Annotated in this window: 19 protein-coding genes and 1 pseudogene; 11 read left to right on the plus strand and 9 right to left on the minus strand. The window is 54.7% G+C overall.

The window, feature by feature from the left end; translation table 11 throughout:
• Window positions 1-171 precede the first annotated feature (171 nt).
• The 5 genes from P0D77_RS16555 (at window position 172) to P0D77_RS16575 (ending at window position 5,608) form a co-directional block, all read left to right on the plus strand.
• Window positions 172-426, plus strand: a complete 255-nt coding sequence (locus P0D77_RS16555) for a hypothetical protein (protein ID WP_277556229.1) — start codon at window positions 172-174, stop codon at window positions 424-426.
• 221 nt (window positions 427-647) lie between these two features.
• Window positions 648-2,717, plus strand: coding sequence for a COG1470 family protein (locus P0D77_RS16560; RefSeq protein ID WP_277556230.1), 2,070 nt, complete (start codon window positions 648-650; stop codon window positions 2,715-2,717).
• A 220-nt stretch (window positions 2,718-2,937) separates the two neighbouring features.
• The gene (locus P0D77_RS16565) at window positions 2,938-3,075 is read left to right on the plus strand and encodes a hypothetical protein (RefSeq protein WP_277556231.1); all 138 of its coding nucleotides are present in this window, start codon (window positions 2,938-2,940) and stop codon (window positions 3,073-3,075) included.
• A gap of 511 nt (window positions 3,076-3,586) precedes the next feature.
• A complete protein-coding gene (locus P0D77_RS16570) occupies window positions 3,587-4,057 on the plus strand; it encodes a hypothetical protein (RefSeq protein ID WP_277556232.1) in 471 nt (156 codons plus the stop codon).
• A 294-nt stretch (window positions 4,058-4,351) separates the two neighbouring features.
• Entirely contained in the window at window positions 4,352-5,608 is a 1,257-nt protein-coding gene (locus tag P0D77_RS16575) for an RNA-guided endonuclease InsQ/TnpB family protein (protein ID WP_277556233.1), read from the plus strand.
• Window positions 5,609-5,692: 84 nt separating this feature from the next.
• Here the strand turns inward: P0D77_RS16575 and P0D77_RS16580 are convergent, their stop codons facing one another.
• From P0D77_RS16580 to P0D77_RS16600, 5 genes are all read right to left on the minus strand, one after another.
• Entirely contained in the window at window positions 5,693-6,073 is a 381-nt protein-coding gene (locus P0D77_RS16580; RefSeq protein ID WP_277556234.1) for a hypothetical protein, read from the minus strand.
• A gap of 181 nt (window positions 6,074-6,254) precedes the next feature.
• Window positions 6,255-8,804 (minus strand): phospholipase D family protein, encoded by a 2,550-nt coding sequence (locus P0D77_RS16585; protein WP_277556235.1) that lies wholly within the window; start codon window positions 8,802-8,804, stop codon window positions 6,255-6,257.
• A complete protein-coding gene (locus P0D77_RS16590; RefSeq protein ID WP_277556236.1) occupies window positions 8,801-10,609 on the minus strand; it encodes a hypothetical protein in 1,809 nt (602 codons plus the stop codon). Before P0D77_RS16590 ends, P0D77_RS16585 begins: the two co-directional genes overlap by 4 nt.
• Window positions 10,610-11,041: 432 nt before the next feature.
• Window positions 11,042-11,683: a DUF7504 family protein gene (locus P0D77_RS16595; protein ID WP_277556237.1), complete on the minus strand. Its 642-nt coding sequence runs from the start codon at window positions 11,681-11,683 to the stop codon at window positions 11,042-11,044.
• Entirely contained in the window at window positions 11,680-12,594 is a 915-nt protein-coding gene (locus P0D77_RS16600; RefSeq protein WP_277556238.1) for a GAF domain-containing protein, read from the minus strand. The genes P0D77_RS16595 and P0D77_RS16600 overlap by 4 nt, the downstream gene beginning before the upstream one ends.
• Before the next feature lie 52 nt (window positions 12,595-12,646).
• On the opposite strand from P0D77_RS16600, the gene P0D77_RS16605 reads away from it, so the two are divergent.
• Both P0D77_RS16605 and P0D77_RS16610 read left to right on the plus strand, forming a co-directional pair.
• Complete coding sequence (locus P0D77_RS16605; protein ID WP_277556239.1) at window positions 12,647-13,249, plus strand: TRAM domain-containing protein; 603 nt, start codon at window positions 12,647-12,649, stop codon at window positions 13,247-13,249.
• 225 nt (window positions 13,250-13,474) lie between these two features.
• Window positions 13,475-14,299: an outer membrane protein assembly factor BamB family protein gene (locus tag P0D77_RS16610; protein WP_277556240.1), complete on the plus strand. Its 825-nt coding sequence runs from the start codon at window positions 13,475-13,477 to the stop codon at window positions 14,297-14,299.
• Between the two features lie 243 nt (window positions 14,300-14,542).
• On the opposite strand, the gene P0D77_RS16615 is transcribed toward P0D77_RS16610, so the two are convergent.
• Window positions 14,543-15,592: an enolase-like domain-containing protein gene (locus tag P0D77_RS16615; protein WP_277556242.1), complete on the minus strand. Its 1,050-nt coding sequence runs from the start codon at window positions 15,590-15,592 to the stop codon at window positions 14,543-14,545.
• Between the two features lie 100 nt (window positions 15,593-15,692).
• Window positions 15,693-16,034 carry a DsrE family protein gene (locus tag P0D77_RS16620; protein WP_277556258.1) on the minus strand — a complete coding sequence of 114 codons (342 nt, stop codon included), beginning with the start codon at window positions 16,032-16,034 and terminating at the stop codon, window positions 15,693-15,695.
• A 180-nt stretch (window positions 16,035-16,214) separates the two neighbouring features.
• Here P0D77_RS16620 and P0D77_RS16625 point away from each other — a divergent pair, with 180 nt between their 5' ends.
• The gene (locus tag P0D77_RS16625) at window positions 16,215-16,637 is read left to right on the plus strand and encodes a CoA-binding protein (RefSeq protein ID WP_277556259.1); all 423 of its coding nucleotides are present in this window, start codon (window positions 16,215-16,217) and stop codon (window positions 16,635-16,637) included.
• Between the two features lie 105 nt (window positions 16,638-16,742).
• Window positions 16,743-17,009 (plus strand): annotated as a pseudogene (locus tag P0D77_RS16630) (outer membrane protein assembly factor BamB family protein); the annotation flags it as partial.
• A 127-nt stretch (window positions 17,010-17,136) separates the two neighbouring features.
• Here P0D77_RS16630 and P0D77_RS16635 read toward each other — a convergent pair.
• Entirely contained in the window at window positions 17,137-17,331 is a 195-nt protein-coding gene (locus P0D77_RS16635) for a hypothetical protein (protein WP_277556244.1), read from the minus strand.
• Window positions 17,332-19,493: 2,162 nt separating this feature from the next.
• Here P0D77_RS16635 and P0D77_RS16640 point away from each other — a divergent pair.
• Both P0D77_RS16640 and P0D77_RS16645 read left to right on the plus strand, forming a co-directional pair.
• A complete protein-coding gene (locus tag P0D77_RS16640; RefSeq protein WP_277556245.1) occupies window positions 19,494-21,335 on the plus strand; it encodes a pentapeptide repeat-containing protein in 1,842 nt (613 codons plus the stop codon).
• Between the two features lie 366 nt (window positions 21,336-21,701).
• The gene (locus tag P0D77_RS16645) at window positions 21,702-22,472 is read left to right on the plus strand and encodes an alpha/beta fold hydrolase (protein WP_277556246.1); all 771 of its coding nucleotides are present in this window, start codon (window positions 21,702-21,704) and stop codon (window positions 22,470-22,472) included.
• 231 nt (window positions 22,473-22,703) lie between these two features.
• On the opposite strand, the gene P0D77_RS16650 is transcribed toward P0D77_RS16645, so the two are convergent.
• A complete protein-coding gene (locus P0D77_RS16650) occupies window positions 22,704-23,186 on the minus strand; it encodes a hypothetical protein (RefSeq protein WP_277556247.1) in 483 nt (160 codons plus the stop codon).
• Window positions 23,187-23,190 lie beyond the last annotated feature (4 nt).

The raw sequence follows: 23,190 nt of genomic DNA on the forward strand, positions 1-23,190 counted from the left end.
CCGCCGATAATCGCACTCGTGGCGATCGCGGCAGTGCCGGTGCTACGGTCGCGGACCTGACGAGCGGCTAGGTCTCAAATGCAATACGCGCTGGACCTGGGCGAGAGTCGGCCCTGCGAGCGGATCTGGAGCCCCCTGTTCGATCGCAAGTCGTGGGACGACTCTGAGGGTATGAGTCAGAAGGATGCGGCCGCGAAGGCCGGCTACGGAACCTCGTGGGCAACGAACCGAAAGCAGGAGTGGCAACGTGGTGAGCGGAATAATCTCGAGGGTGTACCGAACCACCCGAAAAAGAAATTGTATGAGGGCGTAGCATCCCTCCCGCTCCTTTCTCTCTCTTCGCCGGCCGAGACATATCTACTTGCCACCTGTGAGAGCTATGGAGGTTGCAAGTGGAAGACCCGTTCAGTAGGTTCCGGAATCTAGGCCCTGAGGATGGCTTGCTCCTGGGCGGGAAGTCTGACTGCATATGTCCCCGTGTGAAGTATCCTTCTCTGCAACTCAGAGTCTACATGTAGTGTTGGTGTATATCTCGGCTGTCCCTCAGAATTATTTGCTACTATTAGAAATACCAACTTACTATCACAAATTATGTGAAAGATTCCGCTGATTCATAATGATGTACCGAGTATGCTTGTCCCCGAGCTATGGCAAATGATATCAACAAACACGAGCGTGCGCGCCAGAATCGAAAGTGTAAGTTGACATCTGAATCCACATCAGTACTCCGTCGTGCAGCGTTGAAAGGAATCGGTGCAACCGTTTTTATTGGTGCGTCTGGCCTCTCGGGGTCCGCCCAACCACAGTTACTTCAAAATCCAAGCTTTGACTCCAGCTTATCCAACTGGGAGGTCACATACAACGACCCCGATAACCAAGCACGCGGTAGCGCTGAGTGGACGAGTGAATACGGCGGGTCTGCTGAAATGTCAGTTTCCGGTGCACCGTCGAATATCATTATATACCAGGACACGGCCACGCAAATACCAGAGGGGACCGAGTTTACAGTTGATGTCGTTTCGGCAGGTTCTCTCAGCTGTTGTGGTGGAGTCTCGTTGCAAATCGCTGGTGAAAGGGTAGCACATCTGAGGCACCCCTCGAACGGGGATCATCAACTCAGCTTCACGACAAAGGAGGAACGGTCCGCTGGGACCCGGTTTGCACTCCGAACTGCGATCTGGCCCGGATCTGGGACTGCGTATGTACGCGAGATCGGTTGGCAACTGGACAATTCCGACTCAGGGGGGACAACAGAGACCGGGCCAGACGGTGAGCCGGATATCGATGCAAGAATTGAATCATTCACAGTGAATGGTGGCTCCTTCTCGCCTGGTAGTGAGGTCGAGGCGACGACTACTGTTGAGAATACGGGCGGCGATGAGCACACGTTCTTTGTTGGGTATTCAGCAACCCCAGATGGTAGTAATTCAGTGTACGACGACGATGGATCGACCGGACAATCAGTAACAATCAGTCCCGGTGAAACTGTTTCTGTAGACCTTTCACTTACTTTGCCGGCTGATGCGCCTACTGGAGACTACACGCTAATAACAAGTGTTTGGCAAGAGAGTGACCCGGACAACCTTTCGACTCGTCTTGATACATCGGACCAACCGATCACGGTGAGCGAGCCGAATAGTTACTTTTCGGTGGCAGTTCGGGGCCCGTTCTCCAGTAATGCTGTGGCAGACGCTACTGTAGGCTTGTACCATATCTCAGTAGGTACAAAAACTGTGAGTAGCGTTGTAGATGATGTAAATCAAGACAATGTGGAAAAGATATCTGAATCATCTACATCTTCCGGCGGAGTTGCAACCTTTGACGAGTCCGCTACTGAACCAATTCCCGATTCAGAGTTGAGCGAACTCCGCAGCCGGTATTCTAATCAGATACTAGCAATAGCGTCAAAAAACAGCGAATCTGACTCTGGACCATGGTTTGATTCGATTCTCCGCGATTCCGATCAGTTTTGGGATCAAGACAGCCAATCAACAATGACGCTTGCACACCAGGTACTGTATCCACCGACCACTGTCTCGGATATGCAAGGTGAGGTGTCCGTCTGGCGCACATTCAGCAAAGGAAATCGAACCTCGCAAATAGTCCAGGTCGGGATCTCTCGAGCAGACAGCCCAAAATTTGGACAAGATGTAGATGATCTCGGGGATGGTGGCTGTTCACTACGAGTTCCTGAAGATGTTGAAGTCCTGTACGAAAATACTCAGACATATCACTCAAAAAGGAGTAACGACGTCAGGCACTATGACATGGCTTCGTTCGCCGCCGCTGGATTTGCCTCTGATATTCCTGTGCAGAATCTATTCGCTGACAAGTTTGTACCAATATCGATAGACGAAGTGGAAGCAAATGCTCGTAGTGAAGATGTTGTGTATGATGTTCTGGGGGTGACTCCGTTGACAAGCGTGTTTGTTGGAGCATACGAGCATATTGTTCAACCGCTGATGGGTGATGGTAGAATAATCGCGTCGTTGGGTGAAGATGTAGAGACTAGTAGAAATGAATATGATACAATCACTAGTGTGAGTTGGAATTCTGCTCCGTTCGCGGTTGTGTTTTCTGTGCCGTTGCAGTTTGAGGACACAGAGAGCAGTCCTTATGAGTTCGTTGCATCAGGTGTGTGGGGTGATGGAAACGACAAGTTCACATTTGAACTACCATTAGAAATCAGTTCATCGGAAATATCTATACCTAATTAATATATGCAATTGACCACGGAGGGACTATGGGGGGAGGCGGTGGTCTGTTGTGGGGGTGGCCTCAGCCACAAATCTAAGCGGGAACAGAACTCCCCCCGGGGTTCGGTTCGAGTGTGAAGAGTAGTCCTCGGGTCCAGCAGTCAGCGTACGAGAACTCCAAACGAAACGGGGGGTCGGTGAGAAGCGGCCGGAAATCGGCCGAATTCAGGGGCTCAGGTCTGTGTTGTCACTCGCGTACAAGAAGATCGAAGTGTTCGCCGCGTGGACGACGAATAAGAAGTTCGAGGTGATATTGTTCAACTTCGGGTTTGCCGTACTCCTCTACAATATGTGGCTACTGGTGAACTTCCTCGTCTAGGTCTCGCTGGATGTCGAGTTGCGGTCGAAGCCTCGCGTAACCGCCAGTTGCTTCCTCGACAAACTGGTAATCACACTCTCGAAGAATAATTTTGCTGCGTGCATTAATTCCATTTCTATATGTAAATTTAACAAGTCTTTAACCACAATGGAAAAAGTTCCCGTATTCCCCGTTTCTTTTTGAAATACGGGAGTTTCCCGATTACTCAGGGTATCTGTGATAATGGAACGAGATGACCGTCGATCGTTTTTGCTCAAAGCCGCCGTTTGACTCACAGGCTCTCTGGCTGGTTGTTCGTCGTTGAATCCGTCTGCCGAAGAGGGAGAACCGACCTTGACGGGGCCTACTTCGGGGAAAAGCAAACCGAGTCACTAAGAGTTATTTCGGATTTGGAGCGGATTGATGAGCTTCAGAAACTTCGCGAAGCTCCAGTGGCCACGATAAAACTATCTGGGTGGCATCCTACCGACAAGTTGCCTCCTTATGAAAGTGAGACGGAGGCTTGAGAACTATGGTTTGGCAAATCGCTGCAGCTGGCGTCGGCCTCGCCATCGCCAACAAGATCCGGGGAGAATCGGTCGCGGACCACCACGACGTCGTCGAGCAGACGCACGACGCACTTGTCGACGAGGTCCCTGAATCAGCAAATTTGTACGCGGATCACCTCTCACATCGCGACGAGATCCCGAACCCAGAGGGTGAGGTTGACGGCCTCACCCACATCCCTGACGTGGTCGTGAAGTCCGGCTTCGCGAACAGCCTCATTATCGAGGTCGAGACGGCTGACTCGCTCCAGAACGAGCCGGCAGCTGCGGTCTTACAGATGCAAAACTTCAGCGTCAGCGGGTACAGGCGCGTTCTCGTCGTCCCCGACGGCAAGGGCGACGCGGAAGAACTGGAGACGTTCGTCGAGGAATACGACAACCAGATCCCGGGGAAGTATTACGTGGCAACCCCCGATGAGGTGAGCGAATTCCTGTAACTCGGGACTCTAGTTATTTTTGTGGTAGATTGAATCCGCTGACAACGCCACCGGGAGTAGAATTGTTTGTTACTCTGAACAAAACTCGAACCGCTTGAATAATCGCGTCGGCGACACCCGACGGACGACAAGGTGATTCGATACTCGTGCTGTTCAACTGAAGCGTTAGCGCGGAGTCCCCTTCCTCAAGGAGCGACTGAAGCGTAGCGAAGGGAGCGAGTAGGGAGGGGAGGAGCGCGTTTGTATTGGCCACAAACACCGGTCTATAAATTGCCATACTTCCACATTGAATACGTGCCAGGCGACTACGTGCGTCGGACGGCAATCACCCGCCTCTCGGTAGATGATGAGCAACGCAAGTTGCTCGAAGAAACCATTTCCGAGTGGAAGCGTGGTTGCCAACTCGCCACGGATATGGCGTGGGGCAAGTGTAACGCCAAGAGCGACGTACAGCCCCTCGCCTACGACGACGTGCGCGAACACACCGACCTCGGGAGTCAGCACGCGATTCTCGCCACCCACCAAGCAGCCCAAGCCATCACCGGCTGTATCGAACGGAAGGCGAAAGGCAAGAAAGTCAGCAAGCCCACCTTCACCGCACCCACGGTGAAGTACGACACCCGGACAATGACGCTATTCGATGACGATACCGTGTCGCTCTCCACCACGGAGAGTCGCGTCCGGTGCGATCTTGCCCTCCCCGACGCCGACGATGGCTACCAGAGACAGTACCTCGACTCCAACGAGTGGAGTGTCACAGAAAGCACGCTCACCGCCCGTGACGGCGACTACCTCTTGCACATCGGCTTCCGCAGACCCAAGAACGACACCGAGCGGAACACCGCCGAGGACGGAACGGTTCTCGGGGTTGACCTCGGTATCGAAAACCTCGCAGTCACCAGCACTGCCTACTTCTTCAGCGGGCGGGAGTTGACCCACAATCTCCGTGAGTTCGAGAAGGTACGCGCTGGACTCCAGCAGACCGGCACGCGAAGTGCCCACCGTACACTCGAACAGTCGAGTGGCCGGGAACTTCGCTACGTCCGTGACGTACTCCACCGAGCGTCGAACGCCATCGTGGACGAAGCACTCCGGGACGAGTGCGACGTGATAGCCTTCGAGGACTTGACCGACATCCGCGACCGCACAGGTGCGTCGTGGGGTCACAAGTGGGCGTTCGGAACGCTGTACGAACAAGTGGAGTACAAAGCCGAAGCGGAAGGTATCGCGGTGAAGCAGGTCGGGTCAGCGTACACGTCGCAGCGGTGCGCCGAGTGTGGGTTCACGGCGGACGAGAATCGCTCGACTCGAAACGACTTCCGGTGCGTGAAGTGCGAGTCGGAAGCGAACGCGGACTACAACGCGGCGAAGAACATCGGGATGCGGTACGTCCGTCGAGGCCAACAGTCGTCTCGGCGGACGGGCAACAGCCAACTTGCCCTGAAGTCTGGAACTGTGACACCGAGTGGCGGATTCACCGGCCACCCGGAAGGGTTTGAGGCCGAGTTCACGGACAAGCCCCACCCTCAACGAGCGAACCCGTCAGGGTGAGCGAAGTAGGGTGGGGTAGTTGACACCCTCGCCCATCGGTGGCGGTACGCTGCTGCAGGCTTCAACAGAACAGTCGCTACAGCACTACAACTCCCGCTCTCGAACGGTGTCGACATCTCCGAGTGTGATCTCATAGACCTCTTCAAGAGCCTCCTCTAAGAGCGCTGTGAGCTGCTCTGAGTCGGCTGTCGTGACACCCTCGACAGTCACGTAATTGTCTCCCTCGCTGGTGAGCTTCAGATCGTGCGCTTCGATGAAATCGACAGCTCCTGCCTTTTGCACTGACGACAGTCCAGCCAAATTCATCATCCCCCACTGGTACTGCACCAGAGGTTCCGGTGCGCCTGCGTCTGCGAATACAACTTCGACGAAGTGATTCGACTCGGGCCGATCATTGCCGTTCATCCGGCCGAGATGTGTTGTGGTTACTGTCTCCAGCGTCGCTCGAGTTGACTTGCTAGGCACTATGCCGGTTCAAGTGAATGCCACCGAAAAGGATGTCGACAGTGCTGAAAATATGCAGCACCTTCCTATCGGCCAAACTCAAAAGTGATGTATCGAAGAGCAGTGGGCTGCTGAATACAGCCTCTCTATTCGGCACGAATTTTCTCATACCTTTCGATGCTTATAACAGAGACAAATTGAGTTAGAGTACAGACTCGACGAGTCGCCGTTTGTCACCTGGAAGGTATTCCAGCCGCTGCTCAAAGATGCGCTCGAGATTGCCATCCGAATGCCCGGCGTTTCGCAGTGCACGGATCGCCTCTGGACCAGCATACAACACTGAGCGCGTCAGCAACTCTATGGTCATATCTCGCAGCCGACTCTCTGAAAGGTATCGAGCGTCCGCGTGTCGTCGCAATCGTGAGCTATTTTCAAGTGTGTCTCTGAGCGACGCGGTATCCTCAGTAATCCGCGTTACAAGTTCGTTCATCCCCGATTTACTGAACCACTCCACAGGCGGGTGCTCAGCGGGACAACATTCGTTGATCAGCTGCTCGAACGCCCAACCGTACTGTTTGTAGTACTGGTCGGTGTCATCAGCGAGGTGAGCGTCCATCACGATTGCGCCAAACACAAGATGCGACACCAGCTCAGATTGGAGTGTCTCAAAAATCTCTTCTGGGACTTCTGAGGCAGGCTTTCCACGTTTCAGGTTGTACAAGTACTGCTCGAGTAGGCCACTGATACGGCCGTTAGCGCGTTCAGTGTAGACGTCGTGCAGGCAGTTCACAACCTCTTGTTTCGGAACCGTTGCATCCGGTACCGCTGCATCGAGAATCAGTAACTGTAGCGACACAGAATTAATCGCCCGAAGCCGATGTCCGACAGCCGCTGCACACGGCTCCGATTGCGAAGTCTGTTTGACGTACGTACGCAATTCTGTTTGCCAGTTCTGTAGACACGTAGCCAGCAGGTCTTGTCGGTCCTGTGTCGACCCTGTGTTCCAATCCGTCAGGCGGAGCCCGCCACGAGCCCCTGTATCTGATTCTTCTGAATCACGAGCTTCCGCAGCCTCTTGGGGGGCAGACCGCGACTTCAACGCCTGCAGCAGTGCTGAAAGCGAATTGTGGATCGTTTCTCGATCCTCACCCTCGCTGAGATATAACCCAAACACTTGCTCAGGGACTGCGGTTGTCCCTGAATCAGTCACTTCCTCTGAGGTTGGCGCGTCACTGTCAGGGGTGTACACTTGGACCCATCGTGGATTTGACGTCGTGTTTCCGACGCTCAGGCGAGCCACCCCACCTGATTTGAACGGGCTATGTCCTTTCTGCTCAACATACCTACTTGTGTACTCGAACCGATGAAGATCGTCAGCTTCGGACCCCTCAGCGTCGTGTATCCATTCTAAATCCAGTGCGGAGAGCCCGTAGGTGTCAGTTGCTGTATCCTCACGAGCCTCGATATGGAGCGTTCCGTTACCGTCGTCAAGCACTGATTTGAGCTCAGCGGCCACCTGGCCATAGAGTTTGACCTTGCCACCATCGAATGAGCCGTAGCGATGATAGCTAGCGTTAGTGAGCCGCACAGTTGGGTCGGGGTCATCAACGGTGCTCGCTCCTTCTTTATCGAACCAACTCCCGAGGTCGGCTGGTTCAAATACCTCCGCATTGGTTGACGTAGCAGTGTCAAACGGTGCTGCGTTGAGCAAATAGTCGAACCCATCGGGAGTTGGCTTCCGACGGAAGAGTGCTGTTTCAATGTTGCCTCCAGAGTCTGCGGCCGAGAGCAGAGCCGCTTGAGAGGCATTCGGGCTACCACTCAAACAGTAGGCGGCTGTCTCAGTGCGGAGCACCAACAGCTTGCCGTGGACATACCGATTGCCCTCGTACTCGCGGGCAGCCGTGCCACCCCCCTGTAACCACGTGGCGAGTGCGTTCGATTCGAGTTGTGTCTGCGCTGCCTGTAACCAGAGTGTCGTCTCGATGCCTTGCGTGCTGAAGTACTCAGGGACCCGCATCGAGGTACCGTAGAATGGAGCGATGATGTCCACAGTCTGGAGCTGTTCTCCGCGGTCGTCGATCGTCGTGATTGCCTGCTCCAGAATCGGCTGGGTGAGTGAATGGAACAGCTGCGTCGGCTCTGCAGAATCTGCCGCCTGGGCCGTATCAATGTCGTACACCCAGTCACCAGCATCGAGGGTATGGTCGATCGTCTGTTGAGTCGCTGAATCGACCGTCTGGCCGAACTCACTCGCCAGAAGTTCGTGCAGAAAGTCATCGAGGTCTTGGTAGAGACTTGCCTTCATCGCACGTGTTGTCGATTCCGCGCTCGTATCGTCATCCGGCTCAGCGGGCAGGGTGAACCGTGTCGCAATCTCCTGATTTGTCGTCAGCCCTGGGTGGGTCAAATTCCCACTTCCGAGCATCACCTGAACACGATTCTCACCCGTGAGCAGGTGCACTTTCGGATGGAAGGTCCGGTTGATCGGAGGCTGAATCGGACTGAAGTGATACGCCTGCCCGACTGCGTTGCCAGTCGCCTGTCCAAGCGTCTCTGTTGGTGTATCAGAGGTGATTGACTCCTCATACTGACCTTCGTCGACCAACACAGCTGTTCGGATACTGCGTCGCTTCGAGCGGAGTGCTGGGAGGACTGATCGCTCAAAGAAGCCGGGCGAGAAGGGGAATGTCGTCAGTATTGCCCCCTCCATCACGCGGTCATCGCTCGCCAACCATTCAAGCAGACTCATACGGATCCCTCCAGCAAGTCGTCGACGAACGCACGTCCATCGTCAGTCAATGAGAGTGAACTGAGGCTGTTTGTCTCGAATAGTCCGAGCTCAAACCCAATGTCGCCGAGTCGATCCCACTTGATCGTTGGCGCATTTGGTGACCCATAGCTGTACAGATTACCGTCGTTGACGGCGTAATCAAAGGAGAGTGTCCCGTCAGTATCGAGATGAAGCAGTTGTGGGCTTCGACCATTCGAGGCGCCGATTTTTCGGAAGAGTCGGTCAAAATATTCCGCCATCGTCCACCGTCGGGTGAACGCAGCTGCCGTGTACCCAAAGTGTGAGCCGTCCCACTCCGTTCGGTCCGTTGCAAGCGGTGCGATCATCGTTCCATCATCGCTCACCTCCCAACACGTCTGGGCTCCAGGATGGCTATGGGCTGTCGAGAACCACGCAAGGAATGGTGCAAGCGGCTCTGTGTTGAAATATTGATTTTGTCTTGTGGCGACCCGTGCCAGCAACACAGCGGCGAGTGCGGCAACCTCTCGGTAGTCAGCGATTGTAGACGCGTCCGACAACACGGATTGTAATCGGTGTTTGTAGGCACGCTCGCTGTGGCCAGTGAGACTGAACGGCGAGGTGGGATTTGCCTGGTCGTCTGCATCGGTGAGTGTGGTTTTGACATCGTCCCACGACCGATCTGTGGATCCTGGTTGCTCCGACAATGTCGTCGTAAGCGCACCGGCTGGTGCCTCACCGAAATACACGGCGTCACGAATTCCTTCCAATATTGACCGGTCAGCATCCGCGTCGACAGTTACGTCGAGTCCGTTGAGCGCACGACCAGCGACGGCGTCGAATGAATCGTGCTCGAAGAGAGTCGAGAGTACCCGTGACGGCACAACAGGTTCTAGTTCTCGGACGACTGCTTGAACCGCAAGAAACAGCGCCTGAATGCCATACGACGCATATTCAGCGTGCACCAACAGTCGCCAGACCTCACGTGCATCAGCAAGCTGGTCGAATGGGGGCGTTTCAGTATGACGCCGATCCACCCAATCACCGGTGGCCAACAACAGTGTCAGTGAACTCCGGACGAATCGGTGTCGACCTTCTTCGAAGAACTGTTCGAGATCTTCACTCCCTGTCTCGATATCTGCAGCGCTGACGCCGAGGAGTTCGGCCTCGATACTTGCAGTTTCGAGCTGTTTGGAATCCGTACGAAGGAACTCCTGCAGCTCGAACCCACTCTGCCCGGGTGCGTCGATAAATTGGAGCTCATCGTACTCGACTGTCGGTGACACAAGATACCAGTACGCTTTCCGCAGGACAGCTTGCTCCTGCTCGGAGATTTGGCAGAAGCAACCGGAGGTTCGAATCTCGTCGATCAGTGACCTGGAGAGTGATTCAGTTTCGGCTGCCTCCTGTACCTGCTCGAAGTCGAAGGTTACTGCCTCGTCATAGGCGTCAGCGAGCGCTTGCCCGAGTGGAGTGACTGTTCGGTCATTTTCGAGCAGCAAGAGATTGTAGAAGACACCCGAATAATATGAGTTGAATCGAGCGGTGTCCTCACTGCCAATGGAAATTGTTTCGGCGTCTATCGGGACTGCCGAGACATCATCATCAGCGAGTGCTGCTGCCAGTTCATCTGATGGATTCAATGTCCCATTTGTTCCCGGGCCCGCCTCTGAGCAATCGTGTGGGTCACTACCGAGAAGGACTACCTTCTCGTAGAGTGCTCGGTCAGTCGGTGGCTCACCATCGAGGTTGGCCGTCACCCAACACCAAAACGAAAGATACCGGAGTCGCTGGGTTACTGCCATACTAAGTACTGGATGGAACATCCGCGATTGGAGGGTAGATTCAGTTGATTCTGCACCCAGTGGGTCCAGGACCCGCATTGTATCGGACCGGTCCGTCCACTGCGGATCCAGAGTGGTTGGCATTCTATCCATTAAGTAGGATAACTGACTAAAAGTGCTTTGATGGAAGGGGCCGCTTCGAGTGATTGAAATCTACGGCTTTGTTGAATCCCTCTTCACGTCTTGCGATTTGCTGAGAGGCTAGTTCCTAACAGGATCGACCAAAACTGGTGGGAAGAGGAGCTCTTCTCAATGTCAACGCAGAAGTACTTCAACAGAGCCTCAAGAATCAGTTCTTCTTCTTCCACAACCCCCCCGTTTTGGGTTTGGAAATCGGGATGGAAGTTAGCAGTCGACGACACCCACGCTTACGCACCTGAGCAAGAACGCCGCCTACAGTGTAGCGTCAGCAGGCCCACCAACTTCAGACAGGTCGAGGACAACCTCGCGGCCACTCGTACTGACCTCGATGTGCGCACCGAAGGAAGTGCTCATTCCCTTCACGATAGAGGAGCTTGCCGTGCCAAGGTCCGCACTCGTATCGAGGGCGCAGACGCCGACGCCGTCACCGCGACGAAGGTCGGGAAGGAAATTTGAGTTCAGCATCCGGTACACTGAGCGAATGTCATCAGCGGCCGAACAAATAGACGAGCACAGCAGGATGCCCGAGCGAAAGCGACCACTCCCTAGCTGCGCTTCTGTGACCAGCGATGAGAACGTCATCCCGAGACCACTGAGTTCGCCCAAGTCATCAATGGACTGCACGCCATCAGATTCGCGACCGGTTCCAGCCAACACCGAGGTACGATCGCCAGCACCACGTTCAACGCGATCCAGTTTGCGCTTGACTGTCCGGCCCTGTGTGTCGGTCGCGAGAACAGCAGCCTGCTCGTCGTCACCAGGTGCCACCAACTGATAGAACGCTTTCTCAAGCGCTCGTGAGTCATCGCCCGTGAGCAGGATACTCGAGCCAGAGTCAAGTCCGTCTACCGGCAGGTCGCCGACGACGAATTGGTCGCTTGCAGAGAGACTCATGCGGCCACCTCACTGCTCTCTTCTACAGGTTCATCTGATTCACTATCACGAACCTGCCTCCGGAGTTCTAAGATTTCCATTGCCGTCTCGGCGAAGTCTTGCAGCTCTGCTCGCTCACCTGCATCGTAATCACGCACCTCGAAATCGATCAGACAGACCTGTCCGATAACGTGGCCGTCGGGCGTGGTCATATTCGCTCCAGCATACGAGCGAATCCCCATCGCCTCGAGCGCGCCGTTCTCAGAGAAGCGCTTGTCCTCGCGGACGTCTTGGACAACCATCACGTCCTCCTGCAACATCGAGTGAGTACACATCGTCTCCTCGCGAGTCATCGTATCGAGGTCAGCCCCGTGGCACGCGAGGAAGTTCTCCTCTTCTTGTTCGATCAGTCCGATAAACGCGATAGCCGCGTCGAAGTGACTTGCAATGAGGTCGGTAAGACGGTCGAAGCTGCTTTCGATTGGGAGCGTCTCCACGTCGTACTCATCAAGCGCCGTGAGGCGCTCGTGCTCGTCTTCGGGGGTGAGGAACCCCACCTGGACTGCGTGATTGAGGACGTCCTCTACGACGAGGCCAAGCCGGTCGTGAGCATTCGGCAGGTCACGGCTGAGGTACTCGACAATAACCTCGTTGAACCTTGCAGTATCAATCTCAGTTGGCGGGACATCTGTAAACAGGATACTGGGGGTCTGCGGTGCTTCCTGGCGGAGTGTTTCGATGATTTCCATCCCCGAACCGTCTGGCAGGTCATATCCCGTCACGACGCCAGCGACATCTCCATCAGCAATTCGTTCTGCTGCTTCCTCGACTGTGGTCACTCCTTCAGGTGTGAGAGTGTCCTCGGCAGCGATCGCGTCTGTGACAGCGTCCAGCCGCGAACGCTCGTCAACGCATAATATCGTACGCTCCATACTCTCACAGCGCCACAATCGAATGTAAATGGACGCCTCCAAATATCACTGAGTGAAACGCGATGCTGCTGGAAGAGCCAGCTACTACAGGATATCCACTAAGGTGGACCTCATAAGAATGAGTTCCTCCCCAAGCGTCAATTTCTCTCTCACAACCACCACGTATCCGGTTTTCCGAAAGAATAATAATGACATAGGTATATACCGAAACAATTCAATGAAGATTTTTGATGAACTTCTCACAGTGTACTCGGGAGAAATCGAAACGCGCGGGGACAAGTATGTAGTAGAGGTTCCGAAGCGAGAAATCGAACACGGGGGTGTGAGGGAAGGAGCTGTTCACCGAATAGCAGTACTCTCACAAATCGAGCAAGAGGACTCAGAACATACTGAAACACCCGAGAGTTCTCCACAACGCCCTGCAGCCAACAGGGAACAAGCAAGAGAGATATACAACGGCCCACCTGTCGAAGCAGGTGATCAACGAGTAGTAGTTATCGAATCGACCGGTGAGGAAGGTGATGGGATTGCAAAGGTTGACCGTGGCTACGTTGTGATCGTGCCGGAGGCGTCGCAAGGCGACAAGGTCCGAATCGAGTTGAATACGGTGCGAGAGAATGTCGGGTTCGCGGACGTCGTTGAATTCGTAGACTGAATCGGTTCTGCTGAAATCCTCTCGTTCACATAGCGTTGTTTAGCAGTTTTGATAAATGTCAGTGAATAAAATCGGATAGGCGGTGGTCACAACATACCAGTTCAGAGCGACTCTGCAGGGATCTCTGCTGAGTAAGGGTGCCAGCTTTGATTAGCGCGAAGCTTCAGCGCCCCAGCCGAGCGATATGACGAACGCTATTTCAACCGACGGACAGCTACGGTGGGTATGGTCTCTCGGCGTAGCGTCCTCGGGTCTGTGAGCACGCTCCTCGCTGGGGCCGGTACGGGCTGTGTTGGCCAGCTCGGCCCGTCGTCGGAACGGGTTCGCTGGCGACGACGGATTGGTGGTCGGCCCTATCTTGCCGGCGGGATGCTGTACGCGATGGATCGGCTGCGATTACACGCGCTCTCGCCGGCGGATGGGGAGACGCAGTGGACGGTTGGGTGGGACGCCGAGGAGTTCGCTGCGGACGCCGAGCGCGACGGTAGCTTGTGTCTCTCGACGGAACTCGCCGCCGACGGCGAACGCGTGTACGTGGCGGGGTGTGACGGAGTGCGGGCACTGCGCCGGTCGGACGGCGACCGGGAGTGGTTCGTCGAGGCGTCACTCCGGGGCGGCGTCGCCGTCGGCCCCGACCGGGTGTACGCGAACGGTGACGACCTGCTCGCCGTCGACGCCGCCTCCGGTGCGGTCGACTGGCGTGTCCCCACCGGTGGGGAGCGGCTGACTCGACCGGCGGTCGCGGGGGGAACGGTCGTCCTCACCAATCGGGTTGACGGCATTGTCACCGCATTCAGCACCGACGGCGAGCAGCGCTGGCAGCATCGCACAGGGGTGGAGACGCGCAGTCCAACCATCGATGGTGACACAGTTTACGTGGCGACGGCTCCAGACCCTGGACGGATGGGAGAGCTGCTCGCGCGGAATCGTGTCGACGGTACCGTCCGGTGGCGTGTCGAGACGCCAGCCACCGTGAAACGTGGGACGCGACCGGTCGTCGGCGACGAACGTGTATTCTTAGGCGGCTCTGTTGAAATACTCAATTATTGACAGGATCTCCGTGCAAGATACAGGGCGCAAGTCGGTCACGAGTGAGTGGTATCGAAGAGTGGCTCTGTTGAAATCCTCTGGAACTGATAGAACCAACGTGCAAGATACAGAGGGTGTATGCAGCAGAAATTCTGTTGTGAGTAGTCACGACAGTGGTCGGTATGTCCTCTCGACGCACTGGTAACCGAGGTTTCTGCGTTGAAGAGCAACGGCTCAACTGGTCGAATCCTTTGCAGTCTGTTCCTATTCCCAGGAGAACCCTCGAGGGGCAGTCGGTGGTGTGAGTGGACTCGACGGGAGATCAGTGCTCGGCTCTGGGTCGTTATACGCCTTCGGAGCCACGTCGTTCGGTGCGTTCGGATAGAACAGCGACGCGATCGCGTGGATGTGTTGGCGACCGACGTCTAGTTCGAACTGGCCACCACCGAACATCTGTATCTCGCGTTCGCAACAGTAGTCAACCGTGTCGAAGAGCGACTGCACTGACCCGAACCGCGACGGTTTGATGTTGAGCCACTCAGGTTCCCACGGTAGGTCCTTCACCGTCTCAACCCCACGAATCGGGTAATCCCATGTCACACGGGCCTCCTCTCCTTCGAACAGTGGTTGTGTCTGTTCGTTCAGTTCTGGATCCTCGATGAGCGCCTCAGGGAAGCCTTCAATGACCTGTTTGTACAGCTTCGGATCAGCTGGTTGGTCGACCGTCGTCCCATGGTACTGGCCCTTCAGGTCGAGCGTCTGAACTGCATCGGTCGCCGCAAGGCGTTCGATGACCGCTTGGCTCCACTCAGACGTTGGATCGAGTTTGAACTCCAACTCAGGGTTCCGGTTGAGCCAATCGATGATTCGATCCCCAGTTGGTGGCTCTTCCAAACGCGTGCTCACAACGAACCGGACCGGCTCGTACGTACGCCCTAGTTGCTCGGCGAGGTTCGTATCGGCCTGTTTGAGTGCAAGATCCAACGCAGCGCTCTCGAATGCCCACTGCCGATAATTGTGGAAAATTGACTGTCCCGGTTCGTCACCAAAGAAGAACTCAATCTCAGAGAGTTGGTCCGAGAACTCGCCGAGAGTGTATTCGCCCGTGATGGGAAATTCCGTTTCGGCGTCGTGAAGTATGTCGTGTGCCTCGTTGTCGTATGTGACGTCCTCGCCACGTCCAGTACTCCCATCGCCGTGTAACGAGACGATAGTCGTTGCTCGGGTGAAACCACTAGACGTGTCTCGTTCGAGTTGTTCGAGACTATAGTCCTCAATCTGGAGGTCGAGAGTAGCGACGTGGTCGTACAGCATTGTCTATTTTTTACAAGAGAGGGAAGTAAAGGTAGTGGAGACACCGGTCGAACTAGGTAACATCCGTGTCACTGCGTTGCGATTCTCTGGAGCCAGTCACTCACGGGACCTTGATGTAGCGATACCCCTCGTCTTGTAGTCTGGTCAGCACACCGACTGACGTTGGGGCAGTCTCAGCTGCGTCGTGAATATCGTCGATTGTTAATCCTGCTGCCTGCATCGATTTTTCGCACGCGATGAACTGAACGTCGCCTTTGGACAGCTCGGCGATATCCTCGGCGTACGTGGAGTTCGCTCGAACGAGGTCGATACCAGCGGCGTTTGCCACGACTGCAACGGCATCGATCTCCACGGAGTCGTCGTCGAAGATTCCTCCAGCATACCGAATCGTTGCGTCCTGAATGTCGTCGTCTCCATCTGCGAGGTGAAAGACAGTCTTCATACCGCATTCATCAGTGGGGTGTCGGTAAGTGTTTTCGACGCCGCACAATTGGAAGATGGAGGCTAGAATATCAGAGCCGCCAATGTGGAGTGAGGATAGGCCGGTCGTAGCGCAGTTAGTTGAACAACGGGGCAGGGTTTCCGGCGGAACACTGATTTTCTGTCTCTTGCTAACGGGTGCATTCCCATCGAAGACGCCGACGGGCTCCGTCGGATTCTTGGATACAATCGCGTCGCCGTAGTCGGGGCGTCGACATCCTACGAGAAACCAGCGCACATCGTGCCAGCATATCTTCAGCGCCACGGATATGAACTTCGTCCGGTCAACCCAACCGCCGACGAGATATTCGGCATCCAAGCGTACGACTCCCTGGCCGACGTTATTGAACCGATTGACATTGTCGAGATTTTTCGACCGAGCGATGAGGTTCCTAGAATTGTTGAACAGGCACTCGACCGAGACGACGTGAAGGCAATCTGGATACAACCCGGAATCCGAAACGACGAGGCGGTTCAAAAAGCAGAAGCAAGCGGAATTGAAGTCGTCCAAGACCGGTGTATGAAGGTCGAACACGGACAACTGATTCGTCATCCTATGGACTGAGTCGTGGAGTGACTGACTTGCGCACTGTATTCAGCACGGCCTCAACAAACTATCAGCAATTGAGGATTTCAACAAAGCCTCTTAGGCTGTAACGGCACCGACGGTGGTCGGTTGATTGCCCTCGCGACGGACGACGGCGCAGAACGGTGGACGTTCACCGACGAGAACAGCACGGTGTACGAACCGAGCTTGGCCGATGGAGGTGTCTACGCGGGGTCGAACGACAACCACGTATACGCATTCAGTCGCGATGGTCAGCTCCAGTGGAGTCTCGAGACCGACCGAACTGTCGGATCTGTGGTCGCCGACGCCGAGCTGGTGTATGCGTGGAGCGGGGCACTACTCGCTCTTTCACGTCAACAGAGCCAGTGAATCCACTATCTTCTCTGCGATTTTCATCGTTGCTGCGGGCGATCTTGATTTGCTCATTCACTGGTTCGGTCTCAATTCCGTTCATCGAAGTCTCAAAGCTAAGACCGTCCCCCAGACGGCAAAGATGTCAACGACTGTTGTTAGACCCTGTCCGAACCTGGAAAATTCGTGACCGGGGAATCCAGTTCGAGCCGTCGCCACCAGTAATTTTCACCCACCCCGCATAGACCTCCACCGCCACCCCGGTGAGGTCGTATTCGTTCCCACGGGCACCTTCGTACGTCACTGAGGCGTTTGCAATCCGCTCGATTGGGTCATCCATACGAGTGGGCTCAATCCCACCCCAGAAATACCTATGTGAGGGCCTCAACATCGTGAGCCAGCACGGCCGTGCCGTCGACGGATGAGTCGCCTATCAATGGAGGCTGAAGGGCGGCAAAGGTACTGCATATGTGCATCGAACCCCCTGCAGGTGGTGCTTTTGCAGTGGTTAGCGATTTCGCTCTTGATCAGAGGGAGAATTCAACCCAACTGGGGCGGCTCGCGTTTCACTACTCTTTTGCATATGATCTCTCAACGTAGTCCACGGATCCACGCCCGGTGCCTCTGACAAGACTCCTGTTCGGCCGTGGACCCGAGTGAATGCCGTCCCGTAGTGACCACAACCTCCCGAACTTATTCGATTAGCATAATGGTATGGCTTGACACTACATATTGCACTGTGATGCTAAGATCAGTGATGACGAAAATTAATATGTAATCGCTGTCAGGACGGATGCACTACTCCTGACAAATGAACCAACTTATTTTATGATTCGAAGATATGACACAAAATGGGGCAGGCATCGAGTGCCTCTGACAGGACTCCCTCTCTGATGCCTGTCCCCTCTTCGGTGTGTGAATAGAGCTGGTATATCGACATACGCTCCACTAACCACACTGCTGGGCTCTGGCAACCTGTCGAGGTCTTCACGAACGGGTGTTTCTGAGAATTTGGTGTACGCCCGGTGCCTCTGACAGGACTCCCATTCCGGGCGTGTGTGCTGTCATTATCTCCCCATTCACTTGACAGCAATTCATATTTCGGCTCGAAGTAATTAAACAACTCGACTAGTAGATTTAATGACAATTGTATCTCGTTGGACACATCGCTCTGTGGTGGTTGACATCGAGCGATTACATATCGGTGTCCGATTGGTAGTTTTGATTGGGAGGCTACTTGTCCGCCAGCAAGGCTCGAGACGATGCCGAGGGCGTCAACCAAGAGTTCTATCTTTTTGAGGAGAAAATGCCCTCGCGCAAAGATGTCCGAACACCTGGCAGACTCGGCGTGTGAGATACAGAAAAACGTGTTCAGCAGTACATTGCCTTTCGTTTCATCAGTGAGCGGGTGGTTTGTCCGGTAGGTCTGTGCTGCGTGCGTACTCTCAGGAAGTGTTTTTGAGTATACTCTCACAAGATGTGTAACGCCTCGAATGAGTCAATTATATGATCGCCTCGACGAGTGGGCACGCGATCTCTCTCGCGCCAGATATGCTGGTATCGCTGGTGTCCTATCTGCTGTTACTATGCTCCTCGTCGGTATGATCCTTCGTGAATCGCTACTTGTTGAAACAATCGCTATGGGAGTTTCAATGGCGGTTTTCTATTACTGGTTCAACCCCGACAACAAGAATTGAGTAGCAACTAATACGCGCTCTGTATCTACCAATTTGTACAATTGAGTCGACCGACTACAACACTAGACCTACGACTCTGAGTCGCGGTGAAGCAATCACAAACGTGCACCAGCTCCTGCGAACGCACCGACTGCAGTCCCAACTCCAAGCCTTGGACCAGTGGCTGACGGTGGCTCGACGAGAGATTTCCACTAATGGATCGACCAAGAAATTATATACCATCCTTATCGATATGGTTTATGTCACAAAATAAGAGCACAACCAGTGACCGCGACGCATTCTCATTGTATCGAGGTGTACGCTCGCTCACTCCGGGACAAACCTGCTGGTACAGTTCAAAGAGCCACGAATGGACTGAAAAGCCAGTCACAGTTAGTGGGCCGGTCTCGGTTCGCGAAGAGAAGACACTAGTTCCAATTCAAGGTCCGCAACAATCTGAGCCAGGTTACGAGTTCAAAGCAGACCACACGGAACAGGTCGCATATCAGCGCTATGGGTCTGGAGCGTGGAACGAGCTCACTGCACTACGGATTGAGTTCTAGAAGCCGTCTCCACTCTGAATACATCCACCTGCTTTCAGATAATGGCTCCCACCAAGACTTGCTCATACACGTACGAGACGCTCAGTCACACAGCTCCTGCAGATGCTGTCCCACTGCCAGAGCCTACAGAGACGTCGTGCCCGCACCCAGCCAGCAGTAGTACAGACGGTCGATGCATATTCCACAGCAGTGACCGCGATTTTCCTCCGACTGCAATTAGTTCGGCGTTCCAGGCGGGCGTTCGCGCTGACGACCGTGATGGCGTGTTTGCTGGCGGTCGGATTACCGATCTGACGTTGGCAGATGAGGAATTGACAACACCCGACGGGTCACCGATCGATCTTCGGGGGGTCACAATTGATGGGTCACTGTCGCTTGAACAAGCAACTGTAACAGTTCCACTGTTGTTGGGGAACGCTGCTATCACAGGTGATCTGAATCTCGCGGGAGCAACCTTCACCGAGCCAGTCAGTCTAGCCGGTGCAGATATTGGCGGACAACTCACGTTTCACGACACAGACATTGATGGCGGCATCGCAGCCAATGGACTCAATGCAGGCTTTGTTGATGCACGTGGACTGACTGTCAATGGGCCTGCAATTTTTCGGGAGGCATCATTCAATGCGAACACTCGGTTTGCACGATCGACATTCAATGGAGATCTCTCATTCGCCGATGCAGAATGGCGACTTCTTGCAGACTTCGCAGCGACCTCCATCGCAGGCACAGCAGAGTTCACTCGAGTGTCTGTTGGTGGCGACTTGCGAATGAATGCTGCAACTGTTCGCTCAGCGGTTATCTTGACTGGCGCGTCAGTTGACGGTGAAACGCGGTTTTCTCACAGCGTATTGCACGGCGATCTCATCGCGAAAGACGCATCATTTGAAGGGGAGTGTGACTTCGAGGACCTCCGCAGTACAGGGACACTCGTCGACTTCGAAAATGCAGAATTCGGAGGATACACCACCTTTTCGCTCTCTGAAATAGACGGCGCGGTCAGGTTCGCTGAAGCGAGATTCAGTGATGAATTTTGGTTCACTCACGTCACCTGCGCCAGCGACGTCACATTCCGTGGTTCGCGGGGTGAAGCGTTCGTCCATCTCCGTGATTCAACATTCAATAGCGATCTAACGCTCTCAGATGCGGAATTCGCCCACCAATCATTCCTTGCCGGTTCAACGATTGCGGGAGATCTCAACGCAAGGCAGGCTCGATTTGAGCACTTCCAGTTTTCTGCGACCGTCAACGGTACTGCAGACTTCCGCAAGACGTTGTTTGACGCCCGGAGTATCTTTACAAATAGTGTTTTTAACCAACAGGTTTGGTTTGACAATGCCTCATTCGCTGGGGGTCCAGACTTCTCAGATAGCACCTTCAAGCGGGCAGTCTCATTCACTGACACCGAGTTCTTAGTCGAGCCAACATTCTCCGATGCACGATTCGGTATTGAGCCAGATTTAGACGCTGCAGAGTATCCCCAATCCAGTTCCGCTGAGTTGGCTAGCGATCGCCGGAATCTGATTGTTGCCAGACCAGAGGACCTCCTCCATTATGGCCACACACTGCCGGTCAGTGCCGTTGAAGATGACATAGTTGTCCCAGCAGCAGGGGTAGAGATATTCGAAGTCCCTGTGAGCCGTGCAAAAATGGTTACCGCGGCTTTGAACGAGCTGGACCAATCCGCCTGGTACCAGCGGTTTGATCGGAGTGTCGAACTTGCACGGACTGCGATCTCACAGTTAGAATTATCGAGCGACCAGCGTGCCGAACTCGTGTTTGGAGTAACGGTAGACCCGGACGCAGAGAACGCAGAATCGTACCTTCAAGAAGCACGCCTTGTCGCAGCTTACACGAAGTCAGATGGATCTGATACGTTCACATTCAGTTATCTCGATGAAGATCTCGCTCCGATCGACCATATGATAACGATCTCATCCGCCGATGATGCCTTTGAGTATGGGCCGTCTGTCGGGACCCACCTTGAGTACCGGACGGCGATTTTCCGGCGGCAACTGTTTGAACAAACCCTGCTGGAACAAGGAAATTCGGATTCTCAGTACAGTTTAGATGCAGTTCCCGCGCTCGTTGCGATTTCACGTCTGTAAGTCTCGAGCAACCACTTTTCGCCAACGGCATTGGCAATCGACGCGCGTGGGTACGGTTCACGCGCATTTCGGCGTATATGAATAGCTGGGCGGTCAGTCCGATCTATTCGCGAGATAGCGGGTAGGCGCTCGGCTATCGTTGACGGAAATGTGTGTTTCACGATGGCTGGTGGTGAAGTCTACAAAAAATAGACCGCTGACTACGAACCTAACAAGTGAGGTTGGGAAGCGAGCGTGACGCTGAGGATTACAGATCCACTTTAGGGAATATGCTCTCAGCCTCTGATTGCAATTGGTTCTCGAACCCAATGAGAAGCGGAAGCACACTACGACAGGACTTTTCCAGCCAGCAATTCGACACTAGATATGCTGGATTATGTGAAGACGTGGGGCGACGCCGAGTCTCCGACGATCTTGCTGTTACATCCGGCTGGAGGGTCCCGGCATAGTTGGACACCACACGCCGAGAGATTATGCGAGGAGTATCACGTTGTCACAGTCGATCTCCCCGCTCACGGAATCCACCCGCTTGAGGAGTTCAGCTATGAGCGTGCAGTCGAAGACGTCGGCAACATACTGGAAGATAGCGGGCCGGCAGTCGTTGCCGGACACTCGCAAGGAGGGTACGTCGCCGTACGCGTCGCGGCAACGTACCCTGATCTGGTGGACGGGATGCTGCTCGCCGGAGCGGACTACAACTGGCGAAAGCCGAAGATGCTGGCCGTGACTGCAGCCTATCTCCCGTTTATATCCGTTCTGAAGGCGGTTTCACACTCGGATCGGTTGAGCGGGTGGGTTGCTGACCGCTTGGGTGAGAGTGACGACCCGCGACAGAAGCCGCCTGAATCCGAGGACACATATGGAGTGTTGCACGGAAACGCGACGGCATTCCGTGCGAACGTCCTCCAGCGGACGTGGCCGCACGCCGAGGCGTACGACGGCCCGGTTATGATCGCTCACGGGAAGGAAGAGTCACTCGAGAATCACGCCGAGACGCTGGCAGCACGGGCTGATGCACAACTGGCGTGGTATGCCGGCGGACACAGAGCCCCGATGAACAATACCGATGAGTTCGCAGGTCTTCTGTGGGACTTTCTTGAAGAGGTATACTCAGAGCAGCGGACTACTTTCAGCTAATTAAAACCATTTGCCAGAAGCTGCGCTCGGTTTCACCCCGTTCGATAGTCGGAAAGACAGGCTCAATTTGTTTCGTCAACCAACAACTCAGTTTAGCGTGGGGTCACAGACGATAGACCCCAGCGATTCGACCACACTGACAGGGTATAAACACAGATTCGCTCGAATCGACACCCGAAGATCTGAACGGAATGAGGCGGCAGGTCCTCCAGAACGCTAGAGGTGGGTCGATCACATCACCTGATCTGTGACCTCCTCATCGTCGAATACAACCTTCGCTTCGGTGCCTTCGATCTCGATGGATCTGATCGTGCCAGTGATCTCGAAGGCATTACCGGAGTTGACCCCAGTCGTCCCCGTGATGACTGTCAACTCACCATCGGTCTCGACCTCATCGCTCGAGTCGGCCGCTACAGAGTTCGTCTCGCTCTTCGAGGCACTGCCCTCAACGACGATCTCGTAGGCTATTTGCGACTCGGACGTCGCCAATATCTCCAGCACGGAGTCATCGCCGACGAGACCGGTCGTCGAATCAGACGTCTCCGACTCGCCGTCGCTTGAATCGTCCCCAGTCGGCGTCTCGACATCGACCGGATTACCGTCAACTGCGATCTCGAAGCCGGAACTCACGCCGCTCACGCGAGCCTCCTCAACTGTACCGGTGATCTCGTACGCGTCTCCGGAGTTGTCGCCGGTGGAACCAGAGATGAGCACTGTG

Origin of the sequence: Halobaculum limi (assembly GCF_029490015.1) — an archaeon.
Taxonomy (GTDB): Archaea; Halobacteriota; Halobacteria; order Halobacteriales; family Haloferacaceae; genus Halobaculum; species Halobaculum limi.

Coding starts and splice junctions, on each gene's coding strand:
- P0D77_RS16555 (WP_277556229.1), top strand. CDS start 172: ATGAGTCAGAAGGATGCGGCCGCGAAGGCCGGCTACGGAACCTCGTGG.
- P0D77_RS16560 (WP_277556230.1), top strand. CDS start 648: ATGGCAAATGATATCAACAAACACGAGCGTGCGCGCCAGAATCGAAAG.
- P0D77_RS16570 (WP_277556232.1), top strand. CDS start 3,587: ATGGTTTGGCAAATCGCTGCAGCTGGCGTCGGCCTCGCCATCGCCAAC.
- P0D77_RS16585 (WP_277556235.1), bottom strand. CDS start 8,804: ATGAGTCTGCTTGAATGGTTGGCGAGCGATGACCGCGTGATGGAGGGG.
- P0D77_RS16590 (WP_277556236.1), bottom strand. CDS start 10,609: ATGGCAGTAACCCAGCGACTCCGGTATCTTTCGTTTTGGTGTTGGGTG.
- P0D77_RS16595 (WP_277556237.1), bottom strand. CDS start 11,683: ATGAGTCTCTCTGCAAGCGACCAATTCGTCGTCGGCGACCTGCCGGTA.
- P0D77_RS16600 (WP_277556238.1), bottom strand. CDS start 12,594: ATGGAGCGTACGATATTATGCGTTGACGAGCGTTCGCGGCTGGACGCT.
- P0D77_RS16610 (WP_277556240.1), top strand. CDS start 13,475: ATGGTCTCTCGGCGTAGCGTCCTCGGGTCTGTGAGCACGCTCCTCGCT.
- P0D77_RS16615 (WP_277556242.1), bottom strand. CDS start 15,592: ATGCTGTACGACCACGTCGCTACTCTCGACCTCCAGATTGAGGACTAT.
- P0D77_RS16620 (WP_277556258.1), bottom strand. CDS start 16,034: ATGAAGACTGTCTTTCACCTCGCAGATGGAGACGACGACATTCAGGAC.
- P0D77_RS16635 (WP_277556244.1), bottom strand. CDS start 17,331: ATGGATGACCCAATCGAGCGGATTGCAAACGCCTCAGTGACGTACGAA.
- P0D77_RS16645 (WP_277556246.1), top strand. CDS start 21,702: ATGCTGGATTATGTGAAGACGTGGGGCGACGCCGAGTCTCCGACGATC.